Origin of the sequence: Methylobacillus flagellatus KT, from assembly GCF_000013705.1 — a bacterium.
GTDB lineage: Bacteria > Pseudomonadota > Gammaproteobacteria > Burkholderiales > Methylophilaceae > Methylobacillus > Methylobacillus flagellatus.
In genome coordinates, this window is the sequence record NC_007947.1 from 1,090,010 (window position 1) to 1,116,821 (window position 26,812).

Sequence of the window (26,812 nt, forward strand, 5' to 3'; positions counted from 1 at the left end):
CTGACGTTCACGTTCTCAGCCGCGTCAGGCTGCGTTTGCGGTGTGATGCTGAGGATGAAGCTGGAAGTGCTAGTCGCCAGTGTTGGCGGCAAGGATACACTGAAGCGGATAGCATAGGATTTGCCTCAGGAATAGTGATTTCACTATTGCCCTTGAAGCTGCCTGCCGGAAGTCCATGCGCCTTGATGTAGTAGGTTTCCGTATTGCCTGACTTATTCGTGATGCGCAGCTCGTAACGGTTGCGCAGGCTGCCGTCGGCAAGTTGGATGACTAGCGGCTGCCGCTGTTGTTGCACGATGGCAGTAAACGGCGTAAGCGTGCTGATGGAGTGCCAGGTGAAGGCAATGCTGGCAATCAGTAGGCCAACGTAGCCGAACCGTTTGGCCCTGGCCAGTCGTTTCATGCGGACATCTGGTTCCTGGATATTTTCATCACGGTCGAAACGGATCAGGCCATGAGGTAGCTTGAGGCGGTCCATGATCTGGTTGCAGGCATCCACGCACAAGCCGCACGAAATGCAGCCAATCTGGAACCCCTTGCGGATGTCCACGCCTGTTGGGCAAACATTCACACAGTAATTGCAGTCTATGCAGTCGCCAAAACCTTGCTGGCGACGGCTTTCCACAGTCTTGAGCTCGGCGGTGGGTGCTTTGCGCCCACGGCGGCCTTCGCCGCGCACCCAGTCGTAAATGACCGTGACGGTGGCGGGATCCTGCATTACTCCCTGGAACTTGCCATAAGGGCAGGCCACGAAGCATACGTCTTCGCGTGCAAACCCGGCGGCCACATAGGTCGTGGCGGTCAGGACAGCGATGGTGATATAAGCCGCCACCGCTGCTTCTCCTGCAAATACCTGCCTGAATAACATCCCTGCCTCGGCAAAATAGAGGGTGAAAGTGAGGGCTGTGGCGAACGACAGCATCAACCACAGTGCATGGGTGCTGCCGAGCAGGATGGCTTTTCGCGGGCTCCAGGGGGCTTGCTGCAGGCGCTTCCTGGCCGGGGCTTCGCCTTGTATCCATTTTTCGATGAAGAGAAAAGCATCCGTCCATAGGGTCTGGAAACAGAAAAATCCGCAGAATACCCGCCCGAACATGGCGGCGGAAACAAACAGCAGGCTGGCGGCTACCACGAGGATGCCCACGAGCACCATCAAGTCCTGAGGGTAGAGGATGAGGTTGAAGATATGGAAGCGCCTGTTCCCGATATCGAAAAGTAATGCTTGGCCAACCTGGTTGGGCCATGGCAGCCAGGGCAGCAGGAAATAGACAGCAAAAGCGATATTGAGGATGATGGATTTCAGGGTGCGGTAACGCCCCTTGACCGAATAAGGCACGATGGGAATGACTTTTCGCGAGGCGGCGGGGCGGGAAATGGTAGCTTCTGCTTGCATGACAATTCCTGAATGAACGATGCTATGCAAAATTGTGAAGAAGCAGGTAGTCCTATAACAGATTCAGATGGTAATGAATTTATAGTGTCAGATTGCCGGAGCGGGCTGCAGTTCCTGCATTGGGTCAAATAATCAAAGCTGCGGCCACCTGACGGCTTTCCGCCATCAGGATATTGTAGGTGCGGCAGGCTGCTTCTGTGGTCATGCATTCCATGCTGATGCCGGCTACGACGAGGTCGCGGCCAATGGATGGATGCAGAAAGCGGTGCCTGCTGCCCGTGCCGAGCAGGATCAGCTCAGGCTTGAGTGCCAGCAATGCCTGGAAATGGGTTGGCTGTAATTGGTCGAAGTCTTCAACCGGCCAGGCAGGCAGCAGGCTGCCTGGCAATACGATCAGGCTGTGTTCGTGGCGCTGATGGTTGATTTCAACCCAGCCGTCGCCGTAACCAGTGATCAAATGGCTGCCCGCAGCCTGTGTCAGGTGCAATTTCATAAGCAGAGGTGTCGAATAATCAAGAAAGTCTTTTGGGGCGCCATGCTTCAATTGCATGTCAACTCAATGTAAGATAGCACATTTTCCCCAACCGGAATTTGCAGGTCGCCATGCAAGAAATTTCCAAGTCCAGCAAGCTCAGCAACGTATGCTACGACATTCGTGGCCCGGTGCTGGACCGAGCGCGGCAGATGGAGGAGGACGGGCACCGCATCATCAAGCTCAATATCGGCAATCCTGCGCCTTTTGGTTTTGCCGCGCCCGAGGAAATCCTGCAGGACGTGATTCGCAACATGGATTCCGCTTCCGGTTATACGGATTCCAAGGGTCTGTTCGCCGCACGTAAGGCGATTATGCATTACACCCAGCAGAAGAATATCCAGGGTGTGACCATCGATGACATCATCATCGGCAATGGCGTTTCCGAGCTGATCGTCATGGCCATGCAGGCATTGCTCAACAACGGTGACCAGGTACTGGTGCCGATGCCTGATTATCCGTTGTGGACTGCGGCAGTGAACCTGGCGGGCGGGACGGCGCGGCACTATGTCTGCGACGAGCAGACTGGCTGGCTACCCGACCTCCGGGATATCGAGAACAAAATCACGGCGAATACGCGCGGCATCGTCATTATCAACCCGAACAACCCGACGGGTGCCTTGTATCCGCGGGAAACGCTGGAAGGCATCATCGAGATCGCACGCCATCACGGCCTGGTGATTTTCGCGGACGAAATCTACGACAAGGTATTGTTCGACGGCAATACGCACACCTCGATTGCTTCATTGGCTGATGATGTGCTGTTCGTGACCTTCAACGGTCTGTCCAAGAATTATCGTACCTGCGGTTACCGCGCCGGTTGGCTGGTGATCTCGGGAGAGAAGCGGCATGCGGGAGACTACATCGAGGGGTTGAACATGCTGGCTTCGATGCGCCTGTGCGCCAATGTGCCCGGGCAGTTGGCGATCCAGACCGCGCTGGGCGGCTACCAGAGCATAGACGACCTTGTGGCGCCGACCGGCCGGTTATGCAAGCAGCGCGACCTTGCCTACAAGATGCTGACCGATATTCCTGGTGTAAGTTGCGTCAAGCCCAAGGCTGGCCTGTACCTGTTTCCGCGCCTTGATCCCAAAATATATCCCATCCAGGATGACCAGCAATTCATCCTCGACCTGTTGCTGGAGGAGAAAGTCCTGCTGGTGCAGGGCACGGGCTTCAACTGGCGCGCGCCGGATCATTTCCGCGTCGTGTTCCTGCCGAATGTGGATGACCTCACCGAGGCATTTACCCGAATTGCCCGCTTCCTGGAAAATTACCGCAAGCAGCACAGCACCATCACCATAGTGGAAGGCAAAGCCTCGAAAGAGGCACAAACAACCTCCCAAAGCGCGTCGGCATGACGGCGCTGTCGCTGTACAAGATTGAATAAAGCAAGATAACTGGAAACCTGAATGAAACCCATCAATGTTGGCCTGCTTGGCATCGGTACTGTCGGTGGCGGCACCTATACCGTTCTTACACGCAATCAGGAAGAAATCGCGCGCCGTGCTGGTCGCCCGATTGCCATCACGCGCGTTGCCGACCGCAATCTGGAATTGGCCCGCAAGGTCACGGCAGGTCAAGTTGACGTGACTGACGACGCATTTGCCGTGGTGGCAGATCCCAGCATCGACATCGTGGTCGAGCTGATCGGCGGGTGCACTGTCGCACGCGAATTGGTGATGAAGGCGATCGAACATGGCAAGCATGTGGTCACCGCCAACAAGGCGCTGATCGCGTTGCACGGTAACGAGATTTTTGCCGCGGCGCAGCAGAAGGGGGTGATCGTTGCTTTTGAAGCTGCGGTGGCAGGGGGTATTCCCATCATCAAGGCCGTACGCGAGGGCCTGGCCGCCAACCGTATCGAGTGGATTGCGGGCATCATCAACGGTACCACCAATTTCATCCTCTCGGAAATGCGTGAGAAGGGGCTGGCCTTTGCTGATGTGCTCAAGGAGGCGCAGCGCCTGGGCTATGCCGAGGCCGACCCGACCTTCGACGTTGAGGGTGTGGATGCGGCGCACAAGCTCATGATCCTGGCTGCAATTGGCTTCGGTATCCCGATGCAGTTCGACAAGGCCTATGTTGAAGGCATCAGCAAGCTGGACTCCATTGATATCCGTTATGCGGAAGAGCTGGGCTACCGCGTCAAGCTGCTTGGCATTACCAAGCGCACCAGCCAAGGCGTGGAGCTGCGCGTGCACCCGACCTTGATCCCCGAAAAGCGCCTGATTGCCAATGTCAACGGCGCCATGAATGCGGTGCTGGTGAAGGGGGACGCGGTTGGGCCTACCTTGTATTACGGCGCAGGCGCAGGTGCCGAGCCCACCGCTAGCGCCGTGGTGGCTGATATTGTCGACGTAACGCGCACACACACGACCGATGTGCACCAACGCGTCCCTCACCTGGCGTTCCAACCCGACCAGCTCGTGGATTTGCCCATCCTGGCAATCGGCGAGGTGAGCAGCGCTTATTACCTGCGGCTGCGCGCGGTGGACAAGCCAGGCGTGCTGGCCGATGTGACCCGCATCCTGGGTGACCGCCAGATTTCGATTGATGCCATGATCCAGAAAGAACCACAGGAAGGCGAAGACCAGGCCGATATCATCATCCTGACCCATGTCACGGCCGAGAAGAACATGGATGACGCGATTGCCGCCATCGAGGCATTGCCTGCCATTTCCGGCAGCGTGACCCGCTTGCGTATGGAAGAGCTGAGCCGATAACTTGAGAAAGGGTTGCAGGTAGCGCAGTTGCTGCCTGCATCAGTTGTGCCATGAGATATATTTCCACCCGCGGGCAATCGCCCGCACAGTCGTTTACTGAAATCCTGCTTGGCGGCCTGGCGCCCGATGGCGGCCTCTATTTGCCCGAGCAATATCCGCAATTCAGCCAGGACGAGCTGAATGCGATGCGCGGCATGCATTACCGCGACCTGGCGTTCACCATCCTCTCGCGCCTGATCGATGATATTCCTGCTGCTGACCTGCGCGCCATTATCGACAAGACCTATCGTGCGGATGTCTATGCCTATGCGCGCGCTGGACAGAATGCCGAGGACATCACTCCCACGCTCAAGCTGGAGGACGACCTCTACCTGCTGTCCTTGTCCAATGGCCCGACCCTGGCATTCAAGGACATGGCGATGCAGTTGCTTGGCAACCTGTTCGAATATGTGCTGGCGCAGAAAGGCGAGACGATCAATATCCTCGGCGCAACTTCCGGAGACACCGGTTCTGCTGCGGAATACGCCATGCGCGGCAAGCAGGGTGTCAAGGTGTTCATGCTCTCGCCTTACCAGAAGATGAGCCGTTTCCAGACTGCGCAGATGTTCAGCCTGCAGGATGACAATATTTTCAATATCGCGGTCAAGGGCGTGTTCGACGATTGCCAGGACATCGTCAAGGCCGTGTCCAATGACCATGCCTTCAAGGCAAAGAACAAGATCGGCGCAGTAAACTCCATCAACTGGGCGCGTGTGGCGGCCCAGGTGGTGTATTACTTCAAGGGTTACTTTGCCGTCACCGCGGACAATGCGCAGCGGGTCAGCTTCGCCGTGCCTTCCGGCAACTTCGGCAACGTCTGTGCCGGGCATATCGCCCGCATGATGGGCTTGCCGATTGCCAAGCTGGTAGTGGCGACCAACGAAAACGATGTGCTGGACGAATTCTTCAAGACCGGTGTCTATCGTCCGCGCGGTTCTGCCAATACTTACCACACCTCCAGTCCTTCCATGGATATTTCCAAGGCATCCAATTTCGAGCGCTTCGTCTTCGATCTGGTGGGCCGTGATGCGGCCAAGGTGCGTGAGCTGTGGGGCAAGGTAGATGCGGGTGGCAGCGTCGACCTCAATGAAGGCGGTTGGTTTGCCAAGGTGGCGGATTACGGCTTTGTCTCCGGCAGCAGCAACCACGCCAACCGCATGCAGACCATCAGGGTGACCCATGAGCGCTATGGCGTCACCATCGATACCCATACCGCCGATGGTCTCAAGGTGGCGTTGGAGCAGCGCGAGGCGGGCATTCCGATGCTGGTACTTGAAACCGCGTTGCCGGCCAAATTCGAGGATGCGATTGTCGAGGCGCTGGGCCAGAAGCCCGAACGCCCGCACAGCCTGGAGGGCTTGGAAGCCCTGCCGCAGCGCTTTGAGGTGATGGAGGCCGATGTGGCCGCTATCAAGCAGTTCATTGTCGAGCATGTTTGATCGGGAGAGGGAATGAAGGTCTATCACGACTTGATGCGCCACGTACTGGAGCAGGGCCACAAGAAGGAAGACCGCACCGGCACCGGTACGCTGTCCGTATTCGGCTACCAGATGCGCTTCGACCTGTCCGAGGGCTTTCCGCTGCTGACCACCAAGAAGGTTCACCTGAAGTCCATTATTCATGAGCTGCTCTGGTTTTTGCAGGGCAGTACCAACATTGCCTACCTCAAGGAAAACGGCGTGACCATCTGGGACGAGTGGGCGGATGCCGAGGGCAACCTGGGGCCAGTGTACGGCTACCAGTGGCGCAATTGGCCCAAACCGGATGGAGGCCATATCGATCAGATCAGCGAAGTGATAGCGGCCATCAAGCGTAATCCGGACTCTCGCCGTCTGATTGTGTCCGCATGGAATGTCGCCGATGTTGACAAGATGAAATTGCCGCCTTGCCATGCGTTTTTCCAGTTCTATGTGGCGGATGGCAAGCTTTCGTGCCAGTTGTACCAGCGTAGTGCGGATATCTTTCTCGGCGTACCGTTCAATATCGCCTCCTATGCCTTGCTCACCATGATGGTGGCGCAGGTATGTGATCTCAAGCTTGGCGATTTTGTACATACACTGGGTGATGCGCATATCTATCTCAATCATCTCGAGCAGGTGAAGGAGCAATTGTCGCGTGAGCCTTATCCTCTGCCTGTGATGCGGATCAATCCCGAGGTCAAGGATATCTTTGCTTTCCGTTTCGAGGATTTCACACTGGAGAATTACCAGTCGCATCCCGCTATCAAGGCCCCCGTTGCAGTGTAGTTCCCCGGTTTGAGTCTATGTGGTCGTTTTCCCTTCATGCGCTTGCAATGCGGGCACCGGTGGTCGCGCATTTGTTTTCTGTATCAGGCTGCCAGCGGCATGGTCCGGGAAGGTAGCATTCAATGATGAGTCCCGTGCATCACCAGCCCGTATCGCCCAAATTGCGTAAGGCCCATATCCTGGCTGTGGGCCTCGCCTTGTTGATTGCCACGGTGACGCTGATCAGCATGGAGTATGCTTCGCTCAGGCGCAACATGACCGTCACCATGCAGATCCAGATGCGGATTATGGCAGGCAATATTGCTCAGGCGCTGGTGCGGGGCGAACATGAGGTGGCATCTGAAGTCCTGGCAAGCTTGGCCGAAGCGCCTGAAATCGATACGGCGGTTCTATATGACATGCAACAGAACCGTTTTGCCGAATATGTACGTCCCGGTAGCCTGTCGCGCTTGTTTGACATGATGGTCGCGGACCAGGTACAGCGTCATTCAGACATGCACAAAAGTGAAATATGGCAGCCTGTCGTATATGGCGGCATGCAAGTCGGGATGTTGTACATGCGATCCAATATGAAAGGATTGTATCGCCAGCTGCTTTGGTATGTTGGTACCACGGTAATGGTGATGTTGGTGACTTTGTTTGCCGCTGCCCTGCTGCTCAGCCGATTGCAACGCGCGATGCTCAAGGCCGAAGAGCGGGCGGGTTTTCTGGCCAATTATGATACGGTGACCGATCTTCCCAACCGCCATGCTTTCAGCAGACATTTCCATTTGCTGCTGGAAGGGGCGCGTCATCGGCGTGGCGTATTGGCATTGCTGGTATTTGACCTGGATGATTTCAAGGTGATCAACGATACCCTGGGGCACGATGTCGGGGATAAGCTGCTGCATTTGGTCGCGCAGCGCCTGATGGTCGCAGCAGGCAAGAAAAATACAGTGTATCGCGTGGGTGGGGATGAATTTGCCATGATGCTTGACCAGCCCGCGGATGTCGAGAATGTGGAGGCTGTTGCCAATCGGTTCATTCGAGCGCTGGCGCCGCCTATTGTCTTGAATGACCGCAACTTTTATATCGGTGTCAGCATTGGCGCGAGTATCTATCCTTACGACGGGGAGGATGCCGCCCATTTGCTGCGTGATGCCGATGCAGCCATGTACTATGCCAAGAGCCGCGGCAAAAACAATTTCCAGATGTTCTCTGCAGAAATGCATCACAAGAGCTCGACTCGCTTGCTCCTCGAAACCGAATTGCGCGTCGCGCTGGAAGAAAAACAGTTCGAGCTTTACTATCAGCCGCAGTTCAGTCTGCCGGATTGCAAGCTGGTGGGGGTGGAGGCTTTGATCCGCTGGCATCATCCACAGCGTGGTCTATTGTGCCCAAGTAGCTTTATTCCGGTTGCCGAGGAGACTGGCCTCATCGTGCGCATCGGGGAGTGGGTATTGCGCGAGGCTTGCAGGCAGGCCATGGAGTGGAAGGCGTTGGGAGTGCCACTGCGCATGAGCGTCAACCTCTCGGGGCGCCAGTTCCGCCAAGAGAACCTGGTACAGACCATGACCAAGATCATTGAGCGAACTGGCATGGATAGCAGCCTGCTCGAATTGGAAATTACCGAAACCGTCCTGATGGAAGACGCGGAAGCGACCACTACTCGCCTGGCAGACCTCAAGGCCATGGGCATGCATCTTGCCATCGATGATTTCGGCACAGGTTATTCATCCATGGCATATCTCAAGCGTTTTCCCGTCAGCCGGCTTAAGATAGACCGCAGCTTTATCCGGGATATCCCCAATGATCCCGACGATGTCGCGATTACCACGGCCACTATCCAGATGGCGCACAGCCTGAAGCTTGAGGTCGTGGCAGAAGGCGTGGAGACCAAAGCACAGTTGCAATTCCTGCGGGAGCAGGGAAGCGATATGGTGCAAGGCTATTTATTCAGTCGTCCAGTGAGCGCACGGGAGATGGCAGAGCTTGTCATCACTGGCAAGGGGCATCAGGAAAATGATTTTATCCTGGAGCAATAAGGAATTTGTCCTGAATGCTAATTGTTCGTTTATAATCGCAACATTAGGTTGAATAATGATTATATGGAGATAAATGGTGGGAAAAACCTTAGTTGTGCTTAGTACTTTTGCATTGGCGATATCCAGCAGCTTGGCGATTGCTGATCATCACTTTCCCAAAGGAAAGGTCAGCTTGGAAACCTGCCTGGAAGCGGCGCTCAAGGCTAAACCAGGAACAGTGGTCAAGGTAGAGTACAAGCTGGAAGGCGAGACACCAGTTTATGAATTTGATATTGAGTCTAGCGATAGTACCGCTTGGGATGTAGAATGCGACGCTAATACAGGCAAGATCGTGGAAATAGAGCAAGAGGTCGACTCCGCAGACCATCCTCTGTTCAAGGCCAAACAGAAGGTAAGCGAAGCCGAGGCACGCAAGACAGCCCTTGCTGCGCATCCCGGTGAAATTGTCGAGGTTGAATACGAAATTGAAGAGAATGGCGCAGCCTCCTACGAGTTCGACATCAAGACCAAGGATGGCAAGGAATTCAAGGTCGAAGTGGATGCCTCTACTGGTAAAATCGTTGAAGCCAATCAAGAGTTTTACCAGATTGGCAAGGAATGATAGCTTTTTGACTGGACGGACAGTCGACAACGCTCCTTCGGGGGCGTTTTTTTTCGCCACTGCCATGAGAAATGCGATGATCAAGTGAGCAGAAGCCTTAACTTGAGCCCAAACCTGCCGTTAATGCATATATTATCGTCAAAATGGAAATCAACATGGATGTGAGTGCAATTGCGAGTGTTGCCTCCGATCTTTCAGCTACGCGCTTGCAGCAGGAAGTGGGGACGACGGTACTGAAAAAAGCCCTGGATATCAGCTCAGCCAATGCGTTGGCATTGCTGGAGGCGCTACCAGCTCCCTCCGCCAATCTGCCGGCACATCTAGGACAGAATGTGAATACGGTGGCTTGAAATATCCATATCAATATCAGGAAAAAATAAAGCCCTGCTTTGCAGGGCTTTATTTTTGAAGAAAAAAAGCAGACCTTCTCGGGGAGGATAAAGGCCTGCTATGAGGAGCTTGGAGATTCAATATACGTTAGGCATTCACCAGTCGGCCACTCTTGAGCTTGACACTGTCCCCTACAGAATAGTGGGGCATGTTGTACTGGGTAAAAGTATACAAGTGCCCATCGCTCATTCTGACTTTGATGATGTAGGTTGCGCCTTCCGCTGTTTTATCATTGATGTGGTAAGCATCGCTATTATTCGTATGAGAAGTAAAAGAGCGAATCGATATGATAGTGCCACACTCCAGGCAAGTATGAGTCGATTCGTTCTTACCCGCTTCGTTAGTGTCTTGTGTCAGTATATTGCTGATCACCATGGCGGCATTGGGATCGGTAATTAATTCCTGAGCAAGGTCGGGGCGATAGGTATGCGCCACAGGAATCAGGCCAGTCATCGCGGCGCTCCCTACCAAGCTGAATATCGTCATGGCGGTTGCTGCAACCAAGACCATGGGGTGCGTTTTTTTTGTATTGGATCCCATCATATGTTTAGTATCTCCGACTCATGATTTTCGTTTGGAGTATGCAGCCGAAAAATTCAATTAATCTATAGCGAAGAGTGTGCCAACATTAATAAATCTATATTTATCATTGGGTTAATTGAATTTGGAGCGAGCGGGCCCTTCTGTTTCATGTCTCAAAATTGAGACGTATTGCGTGCATGATGAGTTAACTTGTTGAAAATCAATGGGTAATTCCGTCTCTCAGAGGAGACATTAATGTGCGGTATTGTCGTTCTTGAACAACGCCGGCGTGAGCTGGTGGCGTTGCAATAGCTTGTAAAACTCGGTGCGATTGCGTTGCGCCAGGCGGGCAGCTTGTGTAACGCCTCCATTCGTGGCCTTGAGCAGCTTGATCAGGTAGTCGCGCTCAAAATTCTTCCGTGCAACTTCAAACGGTACAATGCCGCCGATGTTTTCTTGCAATGCTTTTTGTACCAAAGTGGCCGGGATTAAGGGTGTGGTGCAGAGCACTACGGTTTGTTCGACGATATTCTGCAACTGGCGGACGTTGCCAGGCCATGGCGCAGTGATCAACAGCTCCAAGGCTTCGGGGGCAAAGCCGTTGAGTTTTTTACGGTACTTGGTGGCCAGTTCGTTGAGAAAGTTATTGGCCAATAGGGAAATATCTTCACGACGTGCAGCCAGGGGAGGAATTTCAAGTCCGACAACATTGATGCGATAGTACAGGTCTTCGCGGAACCGTCCGGCTTTCATCTCCTCTGCCAGGTTGCGGTGAGTCGCAGAAATCACACGCACATCAATGTTGATGCTGGTATTGGACCCGACGGGACGGATGGCGCGCTCCTGCAGGGCTCTAAGCAGTTTTACCTGCAATGGCAGCGGCATGTCGCCGATTTCGTCCAGGAACAGGGTGCCGCCGTCAGCCGTCTGGAACAGCCCTTTGTGATCGCGCAAGGCGCCGGTGAATGCCCCTTTGCTATGACCGAATAGTTCAGACTCAAGCAGGGCTTCTGGAATGGCACCGCAATTGATGGCGATAAAAGGCTTGTCCCGGCGAGGACTGGCCTGATGGATGGCGCGTGCCAGCAACTCCTTGCCCGTCCCGCTTTCACCTTGGATAAATACGCTGGCATCGGAAACTGCCATGAGCTTGGCTTGCCCGAGCAAGTTTTCCATTTGCGGACTGCGTGTAATGATGCTCTTGCGCCATTCATTGTCGATATCCTGGTCATGAGGCTGCAGATCGCCTGTGCCGATGCGTAATGCGGCCTCTACCTGCTGCAGCAGTGACTTGCTGTCAAAAGGCTTAGTGAGGAAGCCGAATACGCCGCGTTGTGTCGCATCGACCGCTTCAGGGATCGAGCCGTGGGCTGTAACCATGATCACGGGCAAGGCAGGATCGGATTGATGGATGGCATCGAACAGGGCCAAGCCATCCATGCCAGGCATGCGTAAGTCTGTAATCACCAGGCTTGGTCGGCTGATGGCAATTTGGGACAGCGCCTCTTCTGCATTGGTGGCAGTGATGACTTGGTAACCTGCTGCCTGCAGCCTCATTCCCATGAGTTTGAGGATGTCGGGATCATCATCGACAGTCAGGATTTTCTTGGTTGTTCCTATCATTTACCGTTGCTCCGGGTTGGAGGGTTGTTCAGTGATTTCTGCATCATGGTTCTCTCAATTTTCTTCAATTCATCCAGCTTCTTTTGCAAGTTATCAGCTTTTTGCTGACTTTCGTCCGCGCGTCGCATTTCGTCGCGCAGGCGCTGGGTAAGCTTGGCGATTTCCGCTGCATTTTCTCTCAAGATGGAAACGATGGCTTTTTCTTCCTTGCCCAGCTGTTTTTCACGTGCCAACTCCTCAAGCAAGGGTTGTGCCTTGATCGGATCACGCAATTTGCTGCCAGGGATGGCATAGATAATGGCAACGCGGGTCTTTTGATGTAAGTCTTTATTGTTACTGCTGATTTTATTTAAAGCTTCTGCCAGCTCTTTTTTTTGTGACTCGAGCGACAGCTCGGAGAAATGACTGATGAATTCCAGCAGGTTGGAGGCAGCGTAGCGTTCCTTGGTCGGCTGAGGGGGGGGAGGAGGCGCCTGGTGGATAGGAGCTTGGGCAGGTGTCGGCTGGTGAGCGCAGGCGCTGAGCAAAGTTGCTGTCATGGCGATGGTAAGCAGGTTATTCAGGTTCATTTTGTTAAAGCTTTCAATGGAAGGGTAACGCGGAAACGGGCACCGCGCTCAGAAGGCAAGAGAATGATTTCACCGCCATGCGCGTCGACGTATTCTTTGGCGATGGAAAGCCCAAGCCCGCTGCCGCTGACCAGGCTCTCATGGGCGCTGTCGCCACGGTAGAAGGGCTCGAACAGTTTGGCCTTGTCGGATGCCATGACGCCGGGGCCGCCGTCGTGGACTTCGATGATGGCTTGGTGTGCCTGATGTGTAATGCTGATACGAATGCTGCTGGATGGCGAAGTGTACTTGACGGCATTGGAAATCAGGTTGTCCAGTACGGAGTGAATTTTTTCCCGGTCGGCCTGAATGAGAGTAGGAAAGAAGTCACGCTGGATATTGATATTCTTGTTGCTGATTGTCAGGGAGTAGTCTGCGAGAATTGCTTCCGCAAGTCCGGTGAGGTCTACAGTTTCCAGATTGAGCTGTGGCGCATGGAATTGCGCTGCAGTGAAACTGAGCAGGTTTTCTATCATTTTCTGCAGCCGTAAGCTGCTTTCACGCAGTATCCCGGCAATTTCGCGCTGTTGCGGCGTGAGAGGGCCACCCACTTCGTCACTCAGTAGCTCGCTGCCTTCCCGGATTGCGGTAAGCGGAGTTTTAAGCTCATGGGAGACATTGCGCAAGAAGCGCTGCTTCTGCTGGTCAAGCTCGTTCAGTTGTGCACGCAGCCAGTCCAGGCGTTCGCCCAGGTTGCGCAGGTCGCCAGGACCGTCGATGCTGATCGGCTCGCTATAGTCGCCCTCGCCAAGCTTGCGGATGGCGGCATCCATGCGCCGGATCGGTTGGGCGACGAGAAATGTGATCATGAGGGCGACCAGCAGCGCAACCGGGATCAGGGTAAGTGTCTGCCAGAGCATGATTTGCTGTGTTCGCTCTGCAGTTTCTGCAAGGATGGCGGATTCCCGATCTATCTGACGATTATTTTCATCGAGAATATCTTGAGCCTGTACCGTCAGGTCGGCAAACCGACCAACGATTTCTTCGATTGACGAGGATTCCGTGGAATGCTGCGCGACATTTTGAAAAAGTGCTTGCTCCTCTGCAGACAACTTGCTTAAAGCAAGCCTTTGCTTGCTGGTCATGGGAAGCTGGTCCAGATCGTGCCATGAATCGACGAACTTTTCATGCGCCTTCTCATAGTTTTCCAGCAGCAATTCATCTTCCAGCACAAAATACTGCCGCGCGCTGCGTTCCATGAAGGCGATCTGTTCGACGAGGGCACGGCTTGCCCGGGTAGCCTGTACTGCCTGAGTGACTGCATCGCTGCTCTGAGTGGCAAGCCGGTCCAGGTAAAGGGCTGCATTGCCGAATGCAAACAATAGCGGCAGCATCGCAAGTGCGAAACCGATCAGCAGTAGCTTGAGAAAGGATTTTGGGTATGTAATTTGCAAAGCGTGCGTTCCGTTCCTTTTCGTTGGCGAAGCTGGGATAATTTGAAGAAGCAAATTGCCTTCATCTTAAACCATCTCTTCTGTCACGGGCATACGGTGCTTGTCCTACAAAAGCCTGCCATCCAACATCCAAGTATAATGTCGCGATGGCTAATTTATCTCTTATCGTGGCGGTTGCCCGGAATCGTGTCATCGGCCTCAACAACGCCTTGCCCTGGCACCTTCCGGAGGACCTCAAGCGCTTCCGGGCCCTGACCACTGGTCACCATATCATCATGGGCCGCAAGACTTATGAATCGCTCAACCGGCTATTGCCGGACCGCACGACTATCATTGTGACTCGCAACCAGAATTATCATGTGCCAGGTGCCATGATCGCGCATAGCCTGGAGCAGGCGATAGACATGGCGGCAGATGATGCCGAGGCATTCCTGATCGGTGGCGCGGAGCTATACCAAGCTGGATTGAAGCTGGCCGACCGCCTCTATATTACGGAGATCGACGCCGAGTTTGCCGGTGACGCTTTCCTGCCCGCATTTGATTTACGGGATTGGCAGAAAGTGGCGAGTGAAGAGATGGTCAGCGCCCAGGGCTTGCCATTTCGCTATATCACTTATGTGCGTAAAAATAGCAAGATGCCTACGGGCTGAGTCTGTAAGGGGCAGACTCAGCCCCGTTTTCAATTGGCAACGCAGTCCACATAGTAGTGCGCCTTGCCATCCACGATTTCCTTTACCAGGCCGTGGACATCCGTCTCGAAACCGGGGAAGCGCTCATTGAAGTCGCGTGCGAAACGCAGGTAGTTGATGATGACTTTGTTGAAACGCTCGCCGGGAATCAGTAATGGAATGCCGGGTGGATAGGGCGTCAGCAATACCGCGGTGATGCGGCCTTCCAGCTCATCAATCAGGACGCGGTCGATCTTGCGATGGGCTACCTTGGCGAATGCATCGGTAGGCTTCATGGCGGGTACCATGTTGGACAGATACATTTCCGTGGTAAGGCGCGCCACGTCATTAGCTTTGTATATTTCGTGGATCTGCGTGCACAACTCTCGCAGGCCGATTCGCTCGTAACGCGGATGCTTGGCGACAAACTCAGGCAATACCTTCCATAACGGCTGGTTCTTGTCGTAGTCGTCCTTGAACTGCTGCAAGGCCGTTACCATCGTGTTCCAGCGGCCCTTGGTGATGCCGATGGTGAACATGATGAAGAAGGAGTAGAGGCCGGTTTTTTCCACAATGACGCCATGCTCGGCCAGATACTTGGTGACGATGGCGGCGGGAATGCCAATCTCGTCGGAAAATGCGCCATCTACATCCAATCCCGGCGTGATAATGGTGGCCTTGATCGGGTCGAGCATGTTGAAACCTTCGGCGAGATTGCCGAAGCCGTGCCAGCGTTCGCCAGCCTTGAGCATCCAGGCGGCGCGCTCTTCGATACCTTCCTCGGAGAGGTCGTCTGGCCCCCACACCTTGAACCACCAGTCACTACCCCACTCTTCGTCCACCTTACGCATCGCGCGGCGGAAATCAAGGGCTTCCATGATGGACTCCTCCACCAAGGCAGTGCCGCCCGGCGCTTCCATCATGGCGGCGGCGACATCGCAACTGGCAATGATGGAATATTGCGGGCTGGTCGAGGTATGCATCAGATAAGCTTCGTTGAACAGGTCGCGATCAAGCTGTATGTCCTGTGCGTCCTGCACCAAGATTTGCGATGCCTGGCTGAGGCCGGCCAGCAGTTTGTGGGTGGATTGGGTGGAAAACACCATGGACTGCTTGCAGCGCGGACGGTCGGCTCCAATCGCGTGATAATCGCCATAGAAGTCATGGAACGTGGCGTGCGGCAGCCAGGCTTCGTCGAAATGCAGGGTATCGATCTTGCCATCCAGCATTTCCTTGATTTCCTCGACATTGTAGAGCACGCCATCGTAAGTGGACTGAGTGATGGTCAGCACGCGCGGTTTGACATTCTTGTCCCCAATGAAGGGGTTGGCTTCCAGTTTTTTCTGGATGTTCTCCCAGGAGAACTCTGCCTTGGGGATTGGCCCGATGATGCCGAAATGGTTGCGGGTCGGCATCAGGAAGATGGGAATCGCGCCGGTCATGATGATGGAGTGCAATACCGACTTGTGGCAATTGCGGTCCACGATCACTACGTCACCCGGCGCCACAGTGGAATTCCAGACGATCTTGTTGGAGGTGGATGTGCCGTTGGTGACGAAGTAGAGGTGGTCGCAATTGAAGATGCGGGCTGCATTGCGTTCGGAAGCCGCCACCGGGCCGGTATGATCGAGCAACTGTCCTAGCTCGTCCACTGCATTGCAGACGTCGGCGCGCAACATGTTCTCGCCGAAGAACTGGTGAAACATCTGGCCGACCGGTGATTTGAGGAAAGCGACGCCGCCGGAGTGTCCGGGACAGTGCCAGGAATATGAGCCGTCCGCCGCATAATGAGTGAGTGCACGGAAGAAGGGCGGCGGCAGGCTGTCCAGGTAGGCGCGCGCCTCACGTACAATATACTTGGCGACGAACTCAGGCGTATCCTCGAACATATGGATAAAACCGTTCAGTTCACGCAGGATTGCATTCGGGATATGGCGCGATGTGCGGGTTTCGCCATGCAGGAAGATGGGAATTTCCTCATTGCGGAAGCGGATTTCATCCACGAAATTACGCAGGTTCTCCAGCGCTTCCGGGGATTCTTCAATGAATTCCTCATCGTCTATCGACAGGATAAAGGCAGAAGCACGGCTTTGCTGCTGGGCAAACGAAGTCAGGTCGCCGTAACTGGTGACACCGAGCACCTCGAAGCCTTCATTTTCAATGGCCTTGGCCAGCACGCGGATGCCCAGGCCGGAAGAGTTTTCTGAACGGAAGTCCTCGTCAATGATGACGACAGGGAAACGGAATTTCATGAGGCCTCCTGAAGGCATACAGGGCCTGCTGCCACATTGTTCATGGAGAACATGGCAACAGACCCCTCATTAAAAAAAGCGCAATATAGCATAATCACTCGCGATGCATATGACCGCGAAGCGTGCGTTGCGGTCAGATCTTGGGCAGGGTGACTCCTACCTGGCCCTGGTATTTGCCACCCCTGTCCTTGTAAGAAATTTCACATTCTTCGTCAGACTCAAAAAAGAGCACCTGGGCGCAGCCTTCTCCCGCATAAATCTTGGCCGGCAACGGGGTGGTATTGCTGAATTCCAGTGTGACATAGCCCTCCCATTCGGGCTCGAACGGGGTAACGTTGACGATAATCCCGCAGCGCGCATAAGTGGATTTTCCGAGACACACGGTCAGAACGCTGCGCGGAATGCGGAAGTATTCAACCGTACGGGCCAGGGCAAATGAGTTAGGCGGGATAATACAGAAATCGTTCTTGAATTCGACAAATGAGTTGGGATCGAAATTCTTGGGGTCGACAATCGTGCTGTTGATGTTGGTGAAGACCTTGAACTCATCTGCGCAACGGATATCGTATCCATAGCTCGAGGTGCCATAGGAGACGATCTTCTCGCCATTCACTTGGCGGATCAGGTTGGGCTCGAACGGCTCGATCATGCCATGCTGTGCTGCCATGCGGCGTATCCATTTATCGGATTTAATGCTCATTGCAATCTCTTTCGCTGAAAGACAAAAAGCGGAGTGTATGCACTCCGCTTTGGTTCGTCATTTAAGATGAAATTATTTTTTATCGCCACCCAGCGCAATACTGTAGCGCCAGAATTGGTCCTCATGCTCGAATATGACCTTGGACGCTTCAGGGTCACTGCTGCCGGCAGGATACTGGTGTACAGGCTTGCGGTCCTTGGCCCAAGCCTCGATGACAGGATCCACTAAGCGCCACTGGGCTTCCACTTCGCTGATGTGCAGGTAGAGCGAGTTATCCCCTTCCATTAGGTTCAGCAGCAGGGCCTCGTAAGCATCGATGGTTTCATCACCTTCCTGGCGGTTGGCGCCGTCGAGCTCAATCGTGCGGGTCGCGATATCCAAGCCGGGAATCTTGGACTGGATTTCAAACTTGATGCATTCTCTCGGCTGGATGCCGATGATGAGCCAGTTCTGATCCTGCCCGTTGCCCAGTTGCAGCGGTGCTTTCTTGAAGCGGATCGCAATGCGGGTATCTGCCTCGTGAAGGCGCTTGGCCGTGCGGATGTAGAATGGCACGCCTTCCCAGCGTGGGTTGTCGATGAACAGCTTGAGCGCGGCGTAGGTTTCCACCACACTGCTGTCGTCGCCGAGTTCTTCCAGATAGCCAGGCACTTTTTCACCCTTGATTTCACCGGACGAATATTGTGCGCGGAATGCGTATTTTTCCAGCTCGTCGACCGGAATAGGGCGAATGGCTTCCAGGACCTTGATCTTCTCGGCGCGGATGTCGTCCGGATTCAGCGAGGCTGGTTGTTCCATGGCGGTCAGCGCCAATGTCTGTAACACATGGCTCTGAATCATGTCGCGCAGCGCGCCGGTAGCATCGTAGAACTGGGTGCGCTCGCCAACCCCGAGTTGTTCGGTATTGGTGATCTGCACATGATCGATGTAGTCCTTGTTCCACAAAGGTTCGAGGATGGTATTGGCAAAACGTTGCAGCATGATGTTCTGCAAGGCGGATTTACCAAGGTAGTGGTCAATGCGGTATATCTGGCTTTCCTTGAGGTGCTTGGTGATCGAGGACTGCAGCTCTTGAGCGCTCTTCAGATCAGTGCCGAATGGTTTCTCGACGACAACGCGACGCCAGTATTTGCCTTCCTCGGTCAATCCAACGCTGGCGAGCTGGTCAACAATCGCTGCAAAATCAGATGGCCGTACAGAAAGGAAATAGGCCAAGTTTTGCGGGAAGATAGCCTCGTCCGATAAGGTTTCCTTCAGGCGGGTGAAGGAGCTGGGGTCATCAGGCGGATTGGCATGGTAATGATGGCGCTCGATAAAGCGCTTGAACACTGCCTGGTCATAGCCCTTGGGGAACTTGGCATCCAGCATGCTCTTGATGTCTGCAAGCCAGTCCTCGCGAGAAACCTGGCTGCGGCCAACGGAGAGGATGGCCATTTTCTCAGGCAGGCGACCAGCCTGGTCAAGACGGAATAGTCCAGGCATGAGCTTGATGCGGGAGAGGTTGCCGCTCGCACCAAACAGAACAAGGGTACAGGGGTCTATGACTTTCATTCAGTGTTCTCTAATTTTGGGTTGGTCATGACGACCATGCAGGGGACATGGCCGTCGCATTGCTTACTTGGTTTTGACGGCATGTCCGCCAAAGGCGTTGCGCATCATGGATAGCAGCTTGTAGCTGTAGCCAGTATCCTCCTGGCTGGCGAAGCGCATTTGCAATGCCAGGGTCAGCACAGGGGCGGCAACACCCTGGTCAACAGCCTCGACCACTGTCCAGCGGCCTTCGCCGGAATCTGCAACGTATGGTGCAATCGCGGACAACTCCTGATCGTGCGCCAGCGCTTCCGCTGTCAGGTCGAGTAGCCAGCTGCGGACGACAGAACCATGGCGCCAAAGCTCCGTGATCTGCGCGAGGTCAAGGTTGAACTCTTCCTTGCCCTTGAGCAGGTCGAGGCCTTCGGCAAATGCCTGCATCATGCCGTACTCAATCCCGTTGTGGATCATCTTGGTGAAGTGGCCGGAGCCGACTGGTCCGACATGCGCCCAGCCGCGATCTGCATGTGCGAGCGCCTGCATGATGGGCACCACGGCATCGGCAGCATCCTTGCTCCCGCCATACATCAGGCAGTAGCCATTATCTAGGCCCCAGATGCCGCCGGAGGTACCACAGTCAATGAATTCAATGCCGTGCTCGGCCAGCCAAGCGCCGCGGCGCTGACTATGTTTGTAATTCGAGTTTCCGCCATCAACGATGATGTCGCCTTTGCTCAACAAGGGGACAAGGTCCTTGATCTGGTTTTCGGTGATGTCGCCGCTAGGCAGCATGATCCACACAATTTTCCGGGGTTCCCCCGACAGCTTGGAGACAGCATCCTCGACAGAGCTGGCAGGAATCATGCCGTTAGTCAGGGAAATCTGGTTGACCGCATCCTGATTAAAGTCGAAGCCTACGACTTCGATGCCATGTTTAAGGAGACGGCGTGCCATGTTGCCGCCCATTTTTCCCAAGCCGATAATTGCAAGTTTCATTGAATTTTTTCCTTGATGAGGATCATGCCATCTTTACTCCGTGGCGCTTCCTTTTGGGCAAGGCCATTGAGATTGAGATGGGTGGGGGTTGATAATGTTAGAATTCTCAAGATATAGCCCGGTAATTATAACGTGAAGGTTTTATATCATGCAAAATACAACACAGTCCCTGATGATTAATGATCAGGTAAGCCGATGGCAAGTGTACACGGCGCAGGAAGCGTTATACAGCAGTGCCGTCAAGCATATCGAGGAAGCCGCGCGCAACGCTATCGCCGGTCACGGCAAGTTCAGCATTGTGCTCGCGGGCGGTAGTACGCCCAAGAGCATCTACCAGTTGCTACCGAAGATCGATACCGACTGGAGCAAGTGGCATGTGTTCTATGGTGATGATCGTTGCCTGCCACCCGAGCATGAAGAGCGCAACAGTTTGATGGCGCATGAAGCCTGGCTCAAGCATGTGGCCATCCCTTCATCCCAGATTCACGATATCCCAGCAGAACGTGGCCCGGTGGAAGCGGCACATGCGTACAATCAGACATTGGCAGCGGTGGGAGAGTTTGATCTCGTGTTGCTGGGCTTGGGGGAAGATGGCCACACGGCCAGCCTATTCCCAGGCCATACCTGGGATGATACACAGTCCGCAGTGCCGGTGTTTGGTGCACCCAAGCCGCCGCCAGAGCGGGTTTCCCTTACGGCTGCACGCCTTAGTCAGTCGCGGGAGGTCATATTCTTCGTGACCGGCGCGGGTAAGCAGGAAGCCGTGGACAACTGGCGCCGCGGCGAGCCGATTCCGGCCAGCCTGATCAAGCCCAAGAACGGGGTGGATGTCTATATCTTCGGCGTTAACTTGTAACGGATATATGCCGTTTTTTTAGGAGCTCAAGGTCCACGAGAGAGCCTTCTTGCTCAAAAACGCTAAGTGTTCTGGATCACGATATTGGGGAACTTGCTGCTGTGGTCTTGACGCAGGTTGGCCAACTTGACTGCGGCACGGCGGGCAATGGACTTGTAGATGCCGGCAACCTGGCCTGCAGGGTCGGCAACTACTGTTGGCTTGCCGCTGTCAGTCTCTTCGCGGATGCGGATGTCCAGTGGCAGGCTGCCTAGCAGTTCTACATCATAGTCGGCGCACATCCGGGCTGCACCCCCGGAACCGAATATGTGCTCTTCATGTCCGCATTGCGAGCAGATATGCGTGCTCATGTTCTCGACAATGCCGAGAATGGGAATGCCGACCTTCTCGAACATTTTGAGCCCCTTGCGGGCATCCAGCAGGGCAATGTCCTGCGGCGTGGTGACAATGATGGCGCCGGTGACCGGTACTTTCTGCGCTAAGGTAAGCTGGATATCGCCGGTCCCCGGGGGTAGGTCGACTACCAGATAGTCCAGGTCTTTCCAGCGGGTGTCTCGCAATAATTGCTCCAGTGCGCCGACAACCATCGGGCCACGCCAGACCATGGGGGTGTCGATATCCACCAGGAAGCCGATGGACATGGCTTGCACGCCGTAGCGCTCTAACGGCTCCATGCTTTTGCCGTCGGCGCTTTCCGGCTTGCCCGAAATGCCCAGCATTTGCGGCTGGGAGGGGCCATAAATATCGGCATCGAGTATGCCGACGCGCGCGCCTTCTGCGGCCAGTGCCAGTGCCAGATTGACCGCCGTGGTGGACTTCCCGACCCCGCCTTTGCCGGAAGCGACGGCAATGATGTTCTTGACGTTCGGGATAAGCTGAACGCCTCGCTGTACTTCATGGGAGACAATGCGGCTGGTGACGCCGACTGTCACATTCTCTACTCCAGGCAAGGCTGCTAAAGCCTGTGTTACCAGATCCCTGATTTCTCCGAGGATACTGTTCGCGGGATAATCGAGTAAGATCTCGACCGAAACATGGCTGCCGGCAATGGTAATCTGGCGCGCGGATTTGCTGCTGATGAAGTCTTTGCCGGTGTTGGGGTCAATCACTGAGCGAAGGGCGTCCTGTACCAGGGATTCGGTAAGCGGCATAAGGTTTTCCTGCGGATTCGTTGAATGGACATTCTAGCTTATGAGGATTGCTTATGTGAAACCGTGGCAGTTTGTTAGAATGCGAGATTCCTTTTGTTGCTTGCTATAGAGAATGATGCCCGGAACCGGAAATACCCCTGCCAACGCTTGGAGCGCACCACGAAAATTGCTGGTTACCTCTGCCTTGCCTTATGCAAACGGCAGCATCCACCTTGGTCACATGGTGGAGTACGTGCAGAGCGACATCTGGGTACGTTTCCAGAAGATGCAAGGGCATACCGTACACTATGTCTGTGCCGATGATACCCATGGCACGCCCATCATGTTGCGTGCGGAAAAGGAAGGCATCACGCCGGAGGAACTGATACGCCGTGTCCATGCCGAGCACTATGCTGATTTCAGTGATTTCCTCGTGGCTTTCGATAATTATTATTCCACCAATTCCGAGGAGAATCGCGAATTGGCAAGCCAGATCTACCGCGCGCTGAAAGCGAATGGCAAGATCGCGACGCGCACGATTGAGCAGTATTATGACCCGGTCAAGCATATGTTTCTGCCTGACCGCTTCATCAAGGGAGAATGCCCCAAATGCCATGCCAAGGATCAGTATGGCGATTCCTGCGAGTCCTGCGGTACGACATATAGTCCGACGGAATTGATCGCACCTTATTCCGCAGTGTCAGGCGCGGCGCCGGTACGCAAGGAAACCGAGCATTATTTCTTCAAACTGAGCGAGTGCGAGGATTTTCTCAGGCAATGGACGCGTTCCGGCACCCTGCAGCCGGAAGCGGCCAACAAGATGGGGGAGTGGTTTGCCTCAGGCTTGTCGGACTGGGATATCTCCCGTGATGCGCCGTATTTCGGCTTCGAGATTCCCGATGCGCCCGGCAAGTATTTCTATGTCTGGCTGGATGCGCCTATCGGCTACATGGCCAGTTTCAAGGATCTCGCAACGCGTGAGGGCCTGGATTTCGATGAGTACTGGAAGCCAGACAGCCAGGCCGAGCTATACCACTTTATCGGCAAGGATATCCTGTATTTCCATGCGTTATTCTGGCCCGCCACATTGAAGTTTTCTGGTTATCGCCAGCCGACGAAGGTATTCGCTCACGGCTTCCTGACCGTCAACGGCGAGAAAATGTCCAAGTCGCGCGGCACTTTCATTACCGCGCGCAGTTATCTTGACCACGTCAAGAATCCCGAGTACCTGCGTTATTACTACGCAGCCAAGCTCAACGGCAGCATGGAGGATATCGATCTCAACTTGGAGGACTTCGTCGCACGCGTGAATAGCGACCTGGTGGGCAAATACGTCAATATTGCCAGCCGTACTGCCGGCTTCATTGCCAAACGCTTTGACGGCAAGCTGGGTACCGTGGGCGAGAACGCGGTGATTGCTGAATTGCGTGCTGCTGCCGACAGTATCCGCGAGAGCTTTGAAAACCGGGATACCGCACGTGCGGTGCGCGACATCATGGCACTGGCGGACAAGGCCAATGCCTATGTGGCAGAGCATGCCCCGTGGGACATGGCAAAGCAGCCGGAGCAAACGGCAGCGCTGCATGCAGTCTGTTCTGTCGCCCTGGAAATGTTCCGCCTACTCACTTTGTACCTCAAGCCGGTATTGCCTGGATTGGCGCAAGCTGTCGAGAAATTTCTCAAGATCGACCCATTGACCTGGGCGGATATTGACCGCCCGCTGCCAGCTGGCCACCAGATACAGGCTTACCAGCACCTGATCACCCGCATTGACCCCAAGCATGTGGAGGCCATGGTCGAGGCGAATAAGGAGTCGCTGCAAACCCACGCTGCTGTCGTGCCAGAACAAAAACAGGTTGCTTCGGAAGCGACACCGGAAAGTGTTTACATCTCGATCGATGATTTCGCCAAGGTCGATTTGCGTATTGCGCGCATCGCCAATGCCGAGCATGTCGAGGGCGCTGAAAAATTACTCAGGCTGAGTCTGGATATTGGCGAGGAGAGGCCGCGTCAAGTTTTTGCAGGCATCAAGTCCGCCTATGACCCTGAAAGCCTGAAGGGGCGTCTGACGGTGATGGTGGCTAACCTTGCGCCGCGCAAGATGAAGTTCGGCTTGTCGGAGGGCATGGTGCTCGCTGCGAGTGACGAGCGAGGAGGGCCATTCATCCTATCGCCGGATAGTGGCGCCCAGCCAGGGATGCGCGTTAAGTAAAATAAATTGCCAGATGAAAAAAGCCCCGGTGACGGGGCTTTTGTTTTTTTGCGTGGTGCTTATTTTTTGTCGTTTTTCGCCGTGGTTGTTTTTTCCGCCTTGGGCGTTTTGCCGACGGAAACCTCACTACGCAGCTTGTCTATGCTTTTCTTACCAAACCCTTTTACGTTGTCCAAGTCGTCCACCGATTTGAAACTGCCGTTCGCTTTGCGGTAATCAATGATTGCCTGGGCTTTTGCTGGGCCGATGCCTTTCACTGATTCCAGTTCCACCGCAGAGGCAGTGTTGAGGTCAACCGCCGCCATGGCATTGAATGTCAACCCAAACAACACGAGGACTGCAAACAACAAAGACTTCATGATGCTCTCCTTAGATATGATGGAATTGCCCTTTCATTCCAGGGCCAGAACATCATATGCTTCATGTTGAGCATGAGCTATTGGTGGAAAGTATAGTTTTTTTGTGAGTGTTTTTCCTTATTTTCCTAGGATTGATTCCCGAATTTGATCCAGTGTGGCTAGTGGGTCGGCTGCCCTGGTGATGGGACGGCCCATCACCAGGTAGTTGGAGCCCATGGCAAGCGCCCTGGCGGGCGTCACCACGCGGGATTGGTCGTCGAGCGCGGCGTCCGCAGGGCGGATACCAGGCGTCACCAGGCAAAAATCATGACCCAGTGCCCGGCGCAGTGCTGGAGCCTCCTGGGCAGAACAGACGACACCATCCAGGCCTGCCTGCTGGCTGAGTCTTGCCAAGTGTAATACATGCTGCTCGATCGGGGCATTCACTCCCAGCTCGGACAGCTCCTCCTGGTTCATGCTGGTCAATACCGTCACTGCAATTAGCAATGGAGCGTGGCCACTCCGCGCTACGCCCTCGCGTGCAGCCTGCATCATCTGGCTACCGCCAGAAGCATGCACATTGAGCATCCATACGCCCAGCTTGCTTGCTGCTTCGCAAGCCTTGGCGACCGTATTGGGGATGTCGTGAAACTTGAGGTCTAGGAACACGCCAAAGCCGAGCTTGATTAATGCCTCCACTAGCTGCGGACCAGCAGCGGTGAACAATTCCTTCCCTACCTTGACCCGGCACAATGCTGGATCAAGCTGGCGGGCTAGCCCCAGGGCGTGTGCAGCATCAGGGTAATCAAGGGCGACAATGATCTTTGGGTCGGTCATACGGCGGATTCTTTGGTTTCGGGAGAGAGAGATTCCCACGCGTTGCATGCGGGGCACTGCCAGTGGAAGTTGCGGGCGCGGAAGCCGCACTGGTCACAATAGTGTGCGCTACGATTGCCAATGGCATAACGCACGGTTTGTTGCATCAGCAAGGCATCCTGCTGGTTGGCGCCTTCCAGCAGCGATTGCGCACGCAGAAACTGATCCAGGGCTTGCAGGCTAGGTTTACGGCGCAGTTCTTCCCGTGCAAGCTTTTCAGCGCTGGCAGCGCCTTCTTCGCTCAAGGTGGTTTCATAGACCAGGTTGAGAATAGACGGAAGCTTGTATGTCTGCAGGTAGCCCTTCAGCAGGGTGATGCCCTCATCCAGATTGCCTAACGCCTTATAGCTGTTGAGCAGCTTTGGGGCGACAAGTCCGAGATATTCAGGCCGCTGGAATTCGACGCGCTTCCAGAAGGAAATAGCCTGTTTGTGGTTGCCTGCGCCAGCTTCGAGATCGCCCAGCATGATATTGGCGCGGACGCAGCCCTTATCGGCTTCAATCGCTGTGTCCAGCGCATGGCGTGCACTATGGACATCGTGTTCAAGGATAGCCTTCATTGCGATTTCGCAGTGGAACTGGGCTACTTCCTTGCGGAAAGAAATACCAGACAGTCGTTCAAGCTCTACCGCACTTTTGATCGCATGATGCCATTCCCGCTCGCGGATATAGATTTCCAATAGCGCGCGCAAGGCGGTCTGCTTGTAACGGCTGTCGTGCAATGAGGTAAACAGCTCTTCCGCGCGGTCAAACAGGCCTGCCTTGAGATAATCCTGCGCCAGTTCTGCCATGACGGCCTGCTTTTGCTGGTCCGGTAATTCTTTGCGTTCCAGCAGGCTGAGATGCAGGTGGATTGCACGGTCTACTTCACCGCGGCGGCGGAACAGGCTGCCCAAGGCAAAATGCAGTTCCATGGAGTCTGCATTGGCTTGCACCGCTTCGATGAAGGCTTCTATCGCCTTATCGTGCTGGTCGCTGATGAGGAAGTTCAAGCCTTTGAAATAGGCTGCGGGTAAAGTCGTGGATTCGGTGAGCAGCTGATTGATATCCACGCGTGCGGCCAGCCAGCCGAGCGTAAAGAAGAGGGGGAGGGCGAGCAGCCACCAGTATTCAAATTCCATGGTTGGTTTCCAGGCCTGTAATCAGCACGACAGGC

The 26,812-nt window shown here is 54.7% G+C and carries 24 protein-coding genes; 10 read left to right on the forward strand and 14 right to left on the reverse strand.

The genetic code is table 11. From position 1 onward, the window contains the following. Positions 1–7: 7 nt before the first annotated feature. Positions 8–1,393: a cytochrome c oxidase accessory protein CcoG gene (ccoG, locus tag MFLA_RS05350; RefSeq protein WP_011479266.1), complete on the reverse strand. Its 1,386-nt coding sequence runs from the start codon at positions 1,391–1,393 to the stop codon at positions 8–10. Between the two features lie 124 nt (positions 1,394–1,517). Further along, positions 1,518–1,943, reverse strand: a complete 426-nt coding sequence (locus MFLA_RS05355; protein WP_011479267.1) for an Mth938-like domain-containing protein — start codon at positions 1,941–1,943, stop codon at positions 1,518–1,520. A gap of 53 nt (positions 1,944–1,996) precedes the next feature. On the opposite strand from MFLA_RS05355, the gene MFLA_RS05360 reads away from it, so the two are divergent. The 7 genes from MFLA_RS05360 (at position 1,997) to MFLA_RS05390 (ending at position 9,911) form a co-directional block, all read left to right on the forward strand. Then, positions 1,997–3,286, forward strand: a complete 1,290-nt coding sequence (locus MFLA_RS05360; protein ID WP_011479268.1) for a pyridoxal phosphate-dependent aminotransferase — start codon at positions 1,997–1,999, stop codon at positions 3,284–3,286. Positions 3,287–3,337: 51 nt separating this feature from the next. Next, positions 3,338–4,651, forward strand: coding sequence for a homoserine dehydrogenase (locus MFLA_RS05365; RefSeq protein WP_011479269.1), 1,314 nt, complete (start codon positions 3,338–3,340; stop codon positions 4,649–4,651). 50 nt (positions 4,652–4,701) lie between these two features. After that, complete coding sequence (gene thrC, locus MFLA_RS05370; protein WP_011479270.1) at positions 4,702–6,129, forward strand: threonine synthase; 1,428 nt, start codon at positions 4,702–4,704, stop codon at positions 6,127–6,129. A gap of 12 nt (positions 6,130–6,141) precedes the next feature. After that, positions 6,142–6,936, forward strand: coding sequence for a thymidylate synthase (locus MFLA_RS05375; RefSeq protein WP_011479271.1), 795 nt, complete (start codon positions 6,142–6,144; stop codon positions 6,934–6,936). 122 nt (positions 6,937–7,058) lie between these two features. Next, positions 7,059–8,960, forward strand: coding sequence for a putative bifunctional diguanylate cyclase/phosphodiesterase (locus MFLA_RS05380; RefSeq protein ID WP_011479272.1), 1,902 nt, complete (start codon positions 7,059–7,061; stop codon positions 8,958–8,960). A 73-nt stretch (positions 8,961–9,033) separates the two neighbouring features. Continuing rightward, positions 9,034–9,561, forward strand: coding sequence for a PepSY domain-containing protein (locus tag MFLA_RS05385; RefSeq protein ID WP_011479273.1), 528 nt, complete (start codon positions 9,034–9,036; stop codon positions 9,559–9,561). 155 nt (positions 9,562–9,716) lie between these two features. Then, positions 9,717–9,911 carry a YjfB family protein gene (locus MFLA_RS05390; protein ID WP_048811863.1) on the forward strand — a complete coding sequence of 65 codons (195 nt, stop codon included), beginning with the start codon at positions 9,717–9,719 and terminating at the stop codon, positions 9,909–9,911. Between the two features lie 127 nt (positions 9,912–10,038). On the opposite strand, the gene MFLA_RS05395 is transcribed toward MFLA_RS05390, so the two are convergent. The 4 genes from MFLA_RS05395 to MFLA_RS05410 all read right to left on the reverse strand — a co-directional run bounded on the left by MFLA_RS05395 (position 10,039) and on the right by MFLA_RS05410 (position 14,098). After that, on the reverse strand, positions 10,039–10,494 hold the full coding sequence (locus MFLA_RS05395; RefSeq protein WP_011479275.1) for a hypothetical protein: 456 nt from the start codon (positions 10,492–10,494) through the stop codon (positions 10,039–10,041). Positions 10,495–10,725: 231 nt separating this feature from the next. Further along, positions 10,726–12,096, reverse strand: coding sequence for a sigma 54-interacting transcriptional regulator (locus MFLA_RS05400; protein ID WP_011479276.1), 1,371 nt, complete (start codon positions 12,094–12,096; stop codon positions 10,726–10,728). Further along, positions 12,093–12,665, reverse strand: coding sequence for a hypothetical protein (locus MFLA_RS05405; protein ID WP_011479277.1), 573 nt, complete (start codon positions 12,663–12,665; stop codon positions 12,093–12,095). The genes MFLA_RS05400 and MFLA_RS05405 overlap by 4 nt, the downstream gene beginning before the upstream one ends. Then, positions 12,662–14,098, reverse strand: a complete 1,437-nt coding sequence (locus tag MFLA_RS05410) for a sensor histidine kinase (protein WP_048811572.1) — start codon at positions 14,096–14,098, stop codon at positions 12,662–12,664. The genes MFLA_RS05405 and MFLA_RS05410 overlap by 4 nt, the downstream gene beginning before the upstream one ends. 146 nt (positions 14,099–14,244) lie before the next feature. Here MFLA_RS05410 and MFLA_RS05415 point away from each other — a divergent pair, with 146 nt between their 5' ends. Continuing rightward, on the forward strand, positions 14,245–14,748 hold the full coding sequence (locus MFLA_RS05415) for a dihydrofolate reductase (protein ID WP_011479279.1): 504 nt from the start codon (positions 14,245–14,247) through the stop codon (positions 14,746–14,748). Between the two features lie 29 nt (positions 14,749–14,777). Here MFLA_RS05415 and MFLA_RS05420 read toward each other — a convergent pair whose 3' ends face one another. The 4 genes from MFLA_RS05420 to gnd all read right to left on the reverse strand — a co-directional run bounded on the left by MFLA_RS05420 (position 14,778) and on the right by gnd (position 20,244). Continuing rightward, entirely contained in the window at positions 14,778–17,018 is a 2,241-nt protein-coding gene (locus MFLA_RS05420; RefSeq protein ID WP_011479280.1) for an arginine/lysine/ornithine decarboxylase, read from the reverse strand. A gap of 133 nt (positions 17,019–17,151) precedes the next feature. Then, the gene (dcd, locus tag MFLA_RS05425; RefSeq protein WP_011479281.1) at positions 17,152–17,718 is read right to left on the reverse strand and encodes a dCTP deaminase; all 567 of its coding nucleotides are present in this window, start codon (positions 17,716–17,718) and stop codon (positions 17,152–17,154) included. Positions 17,719–17,790: 72 nt separating this feature from the next. Further along, entirely contained in the window at positions 17,791–19,269 is a 1,479-nt protein-coding gene (gene zwf, locus MFLA_RS05430; RefSeq protein ID WP_011479282.1) for a glucose-6-phosphate dehydrogenase, read from the reverse strand. Between the two features lie 63 nt (positions 19,270–19,332). Then, positions 19,333–20,244: a phosphogluconate dehydrogenase (NAD(+)-dependent, decarboxylating) gene (gene gnd / locus MFLA_RS05435; RefSeq protein ID WP_011479283.1), complete on the reverse strand. Its 912-nt coding sequence runs from the start codon at positions 20,242–20,244 to the stop codon at positions 19,333–19,335. Between the two features lie 148 nt (positions 20,245–20,392). Here gnd and pgl point away from each other — a divergent pair, with 148 nt between their 5' ends. After that, positions 20,393–21,100, forward strand: coding sequence for a 6-phosphogluconolactonase (gene pgl, locus MFLA_RS05440; protein WP_011479284.1), 708 nt, complete (start codon positions 20,393–20,395; stop codon positions 21,098–21,100). A gap of 62 nt (positions 21,101–21,162) precedes the next feature. Here the strand turns inward: pgl and apbC are convergent, their stop codons facing one another. Then, the gene (gene apbC, locus MFLA_RS05445) at positions 21,163–22,251 is read right to left on the reverse strand and encodes an iron-sulfur cluster carrier protein ApbC (protein WP_011479285.1); all 1,089 of its coding nucleotides are present in this window, start codon (positions 22,249–22,251) and stop codon (positions 21,163–21,165) included. A gap of 112 nt (positions 22,252–22,363) precedes the next feature. Between apbC and metG the strand changes: the two genes are divergently transcribed. After that, positions 22,364–24,442, forward strand: a complete 2,079-nt coding sequence (metG, locus tag MFLA_RS05450) for a methionine--tRNA ligase (RefSeq protein WP_011479286.1) — start codon at positions 22,364–22,366, stop codon at positions 24,440–24,442. 59 nt (positions 24,443–24,501) lie between these two features. Here metG and MFLA_RS05455 read toward each other — a convergent pair whose 3' ends face one another. The 3 genes from MFLA_RS05455 to lapB form a co-directional block, all read right to left on the reverse strand. Further along, positions 24,502–24,801, reverse strand: a complete 300-nt coding sequence (locus tag MFLA_RS05455) for a ComEA family DNA-binding protein (RefSeq protein WP_011479287.1) — start codon at positions 24,799–24,801, stop codon at positions 24,502–24,504. A gap of 117 nt (positions 24,802–24,918) precedes the next feature. Beyond that, positions 24,919–25,617 carry an orotidine-5'-phosphate decarboxylase gene (pyrF, locus tag MFLA_RS05460; RefSeq protein ID WP_011479288.1) on the reverse strand — a complete coding sequence of 233 codons (699 nt, stop codon included), beginning with the start codon at positions 25,615–25,617 and terminating at the stop codon, positions 24,919–24,921. Then, the gene (gene lapB, locus MFLA_RS05465) at positions 25,614–26,777 is read right to left on the reverse strand and encodes a lipopolysaccharide assembly protein LapB (protein ID WP_011479289.1); all 1,164 of its coding nucleotides are present in this window, start codon (positions 26,775–26,777) and stop codon (positions 25,614–25,616) included. The genes pyrF and lapB overlap by 4 nt, the downstream gene beginning before the upstream one ends. Positions 26,778–26,812: the final 35 nt, after the last annotated feature.

What these genes read in the sequence shown, in the direction of transcription:
- MFLA_RS05360 (WP_011479268.1), top strand. Translation starts at nt 1,997, where the DNA reads ATGCAAGAAATTTCCAAGTCCAGCAAGCTCAGCAACGTATGCTACGAC.
- ccoG (WP_011479266.1), bottom strand. Translation starts at nt 1,393, where the DNA reads ATGCAAGCAGAAGCTACCATTTCCCGCCCCGCCGCCTCGCGAAAAGTC.
- gnd (WP_011479283.1), bottom strand. Translation starts at nt 20,244, where the DNA reads ATGAAACTTGCAATTATCGGCTTGGGAAAAATGGGCGGCAACATGGCA.
- MFLA_RS05400 (WP_011479276.1), bottom strand. Translation starts at nt 12,096, where the DNA reads ATGATAGGAACAACCAAGAAAATCCTGACTGTCGATGATGATCCCGAC.
- MFLA_RS05395 (WP_011479275.1), bottom strand. Translation starts at nt 10,494, where the DNA reads ATGATGGGATCCAATACAAAAAAAACGCACCCCATGGTCTTGGTTGCA.
- MFLA_RS05355 (WP_011479267.1), bottom strand. Translation starts at nt 1,943, where the DNA reads ATGCAATTGAAGCATGGCGCCCCAAAAGACTTTCTTGATTATTCGACA.
- zwf (WP_011479282.1), bottom strand. Translation starts at nt 19,269, where the DNA reads ATGAAAGTCATAGACCCCTGTACCCTTGTTCTGTTTGGTGCGAGCGGC.
- pgl (WP_011479284.1), top strand. Translation starts at nt 20,393, where the DNA reads ATGCAAAATACAACACAGTCCCTGATGATTAATGATCAGGTAAGCCGA.
- MFLA_RS05375 (WP_011479271.1), top strand. Translation starts at nt 6,142, where the DNA reads ATGAAGGTCTATCACGACTTGATGCGCCACGTACTGGAGCAGGGCCAC.
- MFLA_RS05390 (WP_048811863.1), top strand. Translation starts at nt 9,717, where the DNA reads ATGGATGTGAGTGCAATTGCGAGTGTTGCCTCCGATCTTTCAGCTACG.
- MFLA_RS05365 (WP_011479269.1), top strand. Translation starts at nt 3,338, where the DNA reads ATGAAACCCATCAATGTTGGCCTGCTTGGCATCGGTACTGTCGGTGGC.
- thrC (WP_011479270.1), top strand. Translation starts at nt 4,702, where the DNA reads ATGAGATATATTTCCACCCGCGGGCAATCGCCCGCACAGTCGTTTACT.
- MFLA_RS05380 (WP_011479272.1), top strand. Translation starts at nt 7,059, where the DNA reads ATGATGAGTCCCGTGCATCACCAGCCCGTATCGCCCAAATTGCGTAAG.
- apbC (WP_011479285.1), bottom strand. Translation starts at nt 22,251, where the DNA reads ATGCCGCTTACCGAATCCCTGGTACAGGACGCCCTTCGCTCAGTGATT.
- lapB (WP_011479289.1), bottom strand. Translation starts at nt 26,777, where the DNA reads ATGGAATTTGAATACTGGTGGCTGCTCGCCCTCCCCCTCTTCTTTACG.
- metG (WP_011479286.1), top strand. Translation starts at nt 22,364, where the DNA reads ATGATGCCCGGAACCGGAAATACCCCTGCCAACGCTTGGAGCGCACCA.
- MFLA_RS05385 (WP_011479273.1), top strand. Translation starts at nt 9,034, where the DNA reads ATGGTGGGAAAAACCTTAGTTGTGCTTAGTACTTTTGCATTGGCGATA.
- MFLA_RS05415 (WP_011479279.1), top strand. Translation starts at nt 14,245, where the DNA reads ATGGCTAATTTATCTCTTATCGTGGCGGTTGCCCGGAATCGTGTCATC.
- MFLA_RS05420 (WP_011479280.1), bottom strand. Translation starts at nt 17,018, where the DNA reads ATGAAATTCCGTTTCCCTGTCGTCATCATTGACGAGGACTTCCGTTCA.
- MFLA_RS05455 (WP_011479287.1), bottom strand. Translation starts at nt 24,801, where the DNA reads ATGAAGTCTTTGTTGTTTGCAGTCCTCGTGTTGTTTGGGTTGACATTC.
- MFLA_RS05405 (WP_011479277.1), bottom strand. Translation starts at nt 12,665, where the DNA reads ATGAACCTGAATAACCTGCTTACCATCGCCATGACAGCAACTTTGCTC.
- pyrF (WP_011479288.1), bottom strand. Translation starts at nt 25,617, where the DNA reads ATGACCGACCCAAAGATCATTGTCGCCCTTGATTACCCTGATGCTGCA.
- dcd (WP_011479281.1), bottom strand. Translation starts at nt 17,718, where the DNA reads ATGAGCATTAAATCCGATAAATGGATACGCCGCATGGCAGCACAGCAT.